Below are 6,428 nucleotides of genomic sequence, written 5' to 3'. Positions count from 1 at the left end.
CGATAACGCCCGAAATTTCGATGCCCGACCCGCGTGTCGCGTCGATGAAGGCGCCGGCGCTCGCCCGCGAATAGTGCAGCACCGCCTCGATTCGTTGCGCCGCAAAGGCCTGACAGACATCGTCCGGCAGCACCGGCACCGGCGCCATTCTGTATGTGGTCTGCATCACGATCTCGAAGCCGTCGGCGCGCAGTTCGCCGGCGAGATCGCGCGACAGGTCGGCGCCCGCCAGATACAGCAACGCATTCGTTCGCTTCTTTTTCCCGCGCAGCGTCTCGCCGATTTTGCTGCGCAGCGCCGCAGCATCGCCGTCGGCGATCACCACGTCGGCAAAGCCCATTTGGCCGGCGGCGCGCGCGGTGTGCTTGCCGACCGCGAACAGCGGCAGCGCGCGCAGCCGCGCCAGCACCGGCTGATCCTCGATCGCGCGCAGCGCATTGGCGCTGGTGACGATCACGGCTCCGTAGGCGGCTTCGGCTTCATCCGGGAATGGCAACGCTTCGAAGCGCAGCATCGGTGCCAGCAGCACCTCGTGGCCCATCGCGCGCAGCGCCGTCGCGGTCGCGGCGTTGTCGGGTTGCGGGCGGGTGACGAGCATGGCCACGCCTGAAATCCTCACTTGCGCGCGAAATGCCGGCGCGATGCGATCATGGGGCCGGCAGCGGCCGCGCCGAATGAGCAGCCGGACCACCACGAGAGAACCGGCCGCGGGAGAGCTGCTGGGGAACGAGCGGATGATTGCATTCGCAGACCCCGCAATGCTACGCGAGGCGCAGGAAAACGCCGGTTCGGGCGCAAACGCAAGGGCTCAATTTGACTAGTGGACAAGCCTTGCTGGTGCTGGGGATCGAGACAACCTGCGACGAGACAGCCGCCGCGGTGGTCGAACGACGCGCAGATGGAACCGGCCGCATCCTCTCCAATATCGTCCGCTCGCAGATCGCCGAACACGCACCGTTTGGTGGAGTAGTACCGGAGATCGCCGCGCGTGCGCATGTCGACGTGCTCGACGGCATCGTCGCCGCGGCGATGAACGAAGCCGGCGTTGCGTTTGCCGGACTCTCCGGCGTCGCCGCGGCCGCCGGCCCCGGACTGATCGGCGGCGTCATCGTCGGGCTGACGACGGCGAAAGCGATCGCGCTGGTGCACAATGTGCCGCTGATCGCCGTCAATCACCTCGAAGCGCATGCGCTGACGCCGCGGCTGACCGACGGCATCGAGTTTCCCTACTGCCTGTTTCTCGCCTCGGGCGGCCACACCCAGATCGTCGCGGTGCGCGGCGTCGGCGACTATGTGCGGCTCGGTACCACGGTCGACGATGCGATCGGCGAAGCCTTCGACAAGGTCGCCAAACTGCTCGGCCTGCCTTACCCCGGCGGCCCGCAGGTCGAGCGCGCCGCGCTGACCGGCGATCCGATCCGCTTCGCGTTCCCACGTCCGATGCTGGGCCGGCCGGACGCCAACTTCTCGCTGTCGGGACTGAAGACCGCAGTGCGCAACGAAGCCACCAAGCTGGTGCCGCTGCAGCCGCAGGACGTCGCCGATCTGTGCGCCGGCTTCCAGGCCGCGGTGCTGGACTCGGTCGCCGACCGGCTGATCAGCGGACTGCGTATCTTCAAGGAGCGGTTCGGCCCGCCCAAGGCACTGGTCGTCGTTTGGCACGTCGCCGCCAATCAGGCGATGCGGCATGCGCTGCGCGAAGTCGCCGCCAAGGCACAGACCGATCTGATCGTACCGCCGCCGGCGCTGTGCACCGACAACGGCGCGATGATCGCCTTCGCTGGCGCCGAACGCCTGGCGCTCGGACTCACCGATCCCATGGACACCGCCCCCCGCGCCCGCTGGCTGCTCGACGCCAACGCAACGGCACCGGGGAAATTCGCCAATACGCGGGCGGGATTCTGAATTCAGCGAAGCCTAAGGTCACCGCATGCCGCTCGCCGCACCCAGCGCCATCTCTAACCTCTCCCCGCGCGCGGGGAGAGGTCGGACCGCATCGCCAGATGCGGGCCGGGTGAGGGGGCGCTTCCGCGAGGCCGAGAAGCAATGCCCGCGTCGCCCCTCACCCCACCCCTCTCCCCGCAAGGGCGGGGCGAGGGAGCAGGCCGCACACGTGGCTACGCTACGCTTACTCACTCCGGCTGTTGCTGACTGCTACAGCCGCTTCGACGAGATCTCCTCATGAGTTCATTCGATCGTATCGCCGTACTCGGCGGCGGAGCCTGGGGCAGTGCGCTGGCGCAGACCGCGGCGCGCGCGGGCCGCAACGTCGTGCTGTGGGAGCACGATGCGAAGAATGCCCAGCAACTGATCGACAAGCGTGAGAGCCTGTATCTGCCCGGCGTGACGCTCGATCCTGCTATCACCATCACCCGCGATCTTACCGAGGCGGCGCGCGCCGAAGCGATCCTGCTGGTGATCCCCGCGCAGGTGCTACGCGCCGTGGTCACGCAGCTCGAACCGCTGATCACGGCGCGGACGCCGCTGGTCGCCTGCGCCAAGGGCATCGAGCACGGCACCCACAAATTCATGACCGAGATCATCGCCGAATGCGCACCGAGCGCGATCCCGGCGATCCTGTCGGGCCCGAGCTTCGCCGCCGATGTGGCGCGGGGGCTTCCCACCGCGGTGACGATCGCCGCGACAGATGCTGCCTGCGCGCAGGCCCTGGCGCAGGCGATGAACAGTGGCTCGTTCCGGCCCTATCACTCGACCGACGTTCGCGGCGTCGAGCTCGGCGGCGCCACCAAGAACGTGCTGGCGATCGCCGCCGGCATCGTCGAAGGCAAGCAACTCGGCGCCTCGGCGCTGGCGGCGATGACGACGCGCGGCTTCGCCGAGCTGATCCGTTTCGGCAAGGCTTACGGAGCCCGCATCGAAACCATGCACGGCCTGTCGGGCTTCGGCGATCTGGTGCTGACCTGCGGCACGTCGCAATCGCGCAATTTCTCGTTCGGCATGGCGCTCGGCCGCGGCGAACGCCCCGACACCGCCTCGCACGGCAAACTCGCCGAGGGCTTCTTCACCGCCCCGGTGCTGATCGAAATGGCCCGCGCCAAGGATGTCGAGATGCCGATCACCGCCGCGGTTGCTGCCATTCTGGACGGACGGATCAGCGTCGACGCGGCGATCGAAGGCCTGCTGACGCGGCCATTGAAAGCGGAGGAATAGACGTGGCGTATTGGCTGGTGAAATCCGAGCCGTCGGTGTGGTCGTGGGACCAGCAGGTCGCCAAGGGTGCCAAGGGCGAGGCCTGGACCGGCGTGCGCAATCACTCCGCCAAGCTGCACATGATGGCGATGAAGAAAGGCGACCGCGCCTTCTTCTATCACTCCAACGAAGGCAAGGAGATCGTCGGCATCGCCGAGATCATCCGCGAAGCCTATCCGGACCCGACCGATGAGTCCGGCAAATTCGTCTGCGTCGACATCAAGGCCGACAAGCCGCTGAAGACGCCGGTGAGCCTGCTGGCCGTGAAAGCCGAGCCGCGGCTCGCCGAAATGGCGCTGCTGAAATACTCGCGCCTGTCGGTGCAGCCGGTGACGGCCGAGGAGTGGAAGCTGGTGTGCAAGATGGGTGGGGTGTAGGGCACCCCGCGAAACAGCCCCTTTCGTCATTGCGAGCGAAGCGAAGCAATCCAGCTTCCGTGCACTGAGCTGGATTGCTTCGTCGGCTGCGCCTCCTCGCAATGACGGCTGAATCTCTGGACATCTCCCCTCGCCTCCCCCATCACGTCGCGATGAGCGCCATCGCCGACCCTCTCGACTTCATCCGCGCCAATACGCGGCTGCGGCCTGTGCCGCTTGTCCCCGAAGTGTCGCTGCATGTCGCCGATGAGGCGCTGCCGCTGTGGCACAAGACGGAGGAAGAGCTCGGTGAAGCCGGACTGCCCCCGCCGTTCTGGGCGTTTGCCTGGGCCGGCGGGCAGGCGCTGGCGCGCTATGTGCTCGATCATCCGGACTGTGTGGCGGGTAGAGATGTGATCGATCTCGCGTCCGGCTCGGGCCTGGTCGCGATAGCCGCGATGAAAGCCGGCGCACGCAGCGCCACCGCATTCGACATCGACGGCTTCGCGCAGGCAGCGATCGCCCTCAATGCTCAAGCCAATGGCGTGGATATCGCGGTCAGCGGGGATGATCTACTCGCCGGCCTGCATCCGCTGCCGGCGCAGGCGGTGCTCGTCGGCGACATCTTCTATCAGCAGGACATTGCCGGGCTGGCGTTTGCGTTTCTGGCGGAGCGCGCGTCGCAAGGCGCGCAGGTGCTGATCGGCGATCCGGGGCGTTATTACTTGCCGAAGGACAAGCTCTTGCAGCTTGCGACTTACGGCGTGCCGGTGACGCGAGAGCTGGAAGACGCCGAGATCAAGCACACCGGCGTTTGGACGCTGAAGTAGGCCGCGGCACATCCCCTTAACAAGCCGTCACCCTCCGCGTAAAGCGGAGGGCCCAGCATCCCAGAGAGCTTGTCGTTAGTTTATGAGCTACCAGAAGCGCTCTGGAATACTGGGTCGCCCGGACAAGTGTATGGCCCGGAGAGATAGGTAACGGCTGTTCGGAGACATGGGTAACACATTGATGGCATCGACAGGCTCAGGAGGCCGGGATGCCGTGGCCCAAGGTGTTACTCATGGATCAGAGGATTGAGTTCATCCGTTTGTTTCAGCAGCCGGAGGTGAACCGGCAGGAGCTATGTCGCCGGTTCGGGATCAGCCCTAAGACCGCCTACAAATGGCTGAAGCGAGCCACCTCGGGCGATGCGGATTGGGCGCAGGATCGCAGCCGACGCCCGCACAACTCGCCGAAGCGAAGCGGCAAGACGGTCGAAGCGGCTGTCCTGCAGATCCGGGACGTTCATCCGGCCTGGGGAGCGCGCAAGATTCGCCGCCGCCTGATGATGACGCCGGCCCTTCCGTCAGCCTCGACCGTGCACGCCATCCTGCAGCGGAACGATCGAGTCCCGGCGCAGCAGCATCCTCCCCATTACACGCGGTTCGAGCACCCCGCACCGAACGATCTGTGGCAGATGGACTTCAAAGGGCGCTTCGCGTTCGGCAACCGTGTATTTTGCCATCCACTCACAATGGTCGATGACCATTCGCGCTATAATCTGTGCCTGCAGGCTTGCGCCAACGAGCAAAGCGAGACCGTCCAGCAACAACTCGAACGAACCTTCGGTCGCTTCGGGTTGCCGAATGCTTTTCTGGTCGACAACGGCGTGCCATGGGGCACCTGCTCCCAGATGCGATGGACGAAGCTGCGGGTCTGGCTGCTCAAGCTCGGCGTCGACGTCATCTACGCGCGCCCCTACCATCCACAAACCAAGGGCAAGAACGAGCGCTTCCATCGCACCCTCAAAGAAGAGCTGCTGGCCATGGTGACGTTCTCGAGCCTGCGGCAAATCCAGGGGGCATTCGACCGCTGGCGCGAGGTCTACAATACTGAGCGGCCACACCAGGCGATCGACTACGATGTGCCGGCGAGCCGTTATCGACCGAGCGAACGCTCGATGCCAAACAAGCTGCCCGAAGTCGAATACGAAGAGGGCACGATTGTACGCCGCGCCAGCAAACTCAAAGCCGACTTCCGCTTCGCAAATCGCCGCTTCAGCGCTCCCGAAGCCTTCCGTGGCGAGCTGCTAGCGATCAGACCAACCGCCACCGATGGCACCTTCGGCGTCTTCTTCGGTGCCCACAAAATCGCATGCATCGACCTGCACAAATCGGCTAAATGAAACCGTGACCTATGTCTCCGAACACCTGTTACCCATGTGTCCGGGCCATACAACAAGCCGGGCGATGACGTCGGAGTGCCGAGCTACGCCGCCGCAGCCACGACCACTTGCGCCAGCAATTGCTCTCGTTTCACCGGCGACCGTGTCCCCTTCAGCGTCGAGGCGAACCGCTCCAGGATGCCGTCTTCGAACGCGGTGACGATCGTCGCGTGGACGTAGCTCTTGCGGCAGATGGCGGGCGTATTGGCGAGTTCGTCGGCCGCTTGGCGCAGCGCATCGAGCACCTGGCGGCGGCGGCCGCGGGCGCTGGTGGCGGGCTCGATCCGGGCCAGCGACTCCAGCACCACGGCGGAAGCCATGAGGGTGCGAAAATCTTTCAGCGAAATCTTGATGCCGGCGAGCTCGCGCAAATAGACATTGACCTGAGAAGCCGTCACGGCGTGGATCGCGCCGTCGCCGCCGATGTATTGAAACAGCCGTTTGCCGGGCAGCTTGCGCAGGATCTCGATCGCCCGCACCAGCGTCGCCGCGCCGCATTCCTTGCGCACGGCTTTGCCGCCTTTGGCCTTGAACGACAGCGTGACGCAATCGTCTTCGATCGACACGTTGGACTTGAGCAGCGTCGCGGCGCCGCGGGTGCCGTTGAGCCTCGCGTAGGACTCGCTGCCCGGCCGGATCGCCGTGCGGGCGATCAG

General features: G+C 65.6%; 5 protein-coding genes and 2 pseudogenes. 5 read left to right on the top strand and 2 right to left on the bottom strand.

Features of this window, described 5'->3' with window-relative positions; translation table 11 throughout:
- Positions 1-604 (bottom strand): uroporphyrinogen-III synthase (locus I5M_RS24205; RefSeq protein WP_031337433.1); only part of this gene is annotated, 604 nt, incomplete at its 3' end.
- 227 nt (positions 605-831) lie between these two features.
- Here I5M_RS24205 and tsaD point away from each other — a divergent pair.
- From tsaD to I5M_RS30555, 5 genes and pseudogenes are all read left to right on the top strand, one after another.
- Entirely contained in the window at positions 832-1,905 is a 1,074-nt protein-coding gene (gene tsaD, locus I5M_RS24195) for a tRNA (adenosine(37)-N6)-threonylcarbamoyltransferase complex transferase subunit TsaD (protein ID WP_022723751.1), read from the top strand.
- A 276-nt stretch (positions 1,906-2,181) separates the two neighbouring features.
- Complete coding sequence (locus tag I5M_RS24190; RefSeq protein ID WP_022723750.1) at positions 2,182-3,171, top strand: NAD(P)H-dependent glycerol-3-phosphate dehydrogenase; 990 nt, start codon at positions 2,182-2,184, stop codon at positions 3,169-3,171.
- Positions 3,172-3,173: 2 nt separating this feature from the next.
- The gene (locus I5M_RS24185) at positions 3,174-3,587 is read left to right on the top strand and encodes an EVE domain-containing protein (protein ID WP_022723749.1); all 414 of its coding nucleotides are present in this window, start codon (positions 3,174-3,176) and stop codon (positions 3,585-3,587) included.
- 152 nt (positions 3,588-3,739) lie between these two features.
- Entirely contained in the window at positions 3,740-4,396 is a 657-nt protein-coding gene (locus I5M_RS24180; RefSeq protein WP_022723748.1) for a methyltransferase, read from the top strand.
- A 209-nt stretch (positions 4,397-4,605) separates the two neighbouring features.
- Positions 4,606-5,779 (top strand): annotated as a pseudogene (locus tag I5M_RS30555) (IS481 family transposase); the annotation flags it as partial.
- 37 nt (positions 5,780-5,816) lie between these two features.
- On the opposite strand, the pseudogene I5M_RS24170 reads toward I5M_RS30555, so the two are convergent.
- A pseudogene (locus I5M_RS24170) lies at positions 5,817-6,428 on the bottom strand (DNA topoisomerase IB); the annotation flags it as partial.

The organism is Rhodopseudomonas sp. B29, from assembly GCF_000333455.1.
Classification (GTDB): Bacteria; Pseudomonadota; Alphaproteobacteria; order Rhizobiales; family Xanthobacteraceae; genus Rhodopseudomonas.
This window is presented reverse-complemented; position numbering and strand designations above follow the sequence as displayed.

Coding starts and splice junctions, on each gene's coding strand:
- I5M_RS24190 (WP_022723750.1), top strand. CDS start 2,182: ATGAGTTCATTCGATCGTATCGCCGTACTCGGCGGCGGAGCCTGGGGC.
- I5M_RS24180 (WP_022723748.1), top strand. CDS start 3,740: ATGAGCGCCATCGCCGACCCTCTCGACTTCATCCGCGCCAATACGCGG.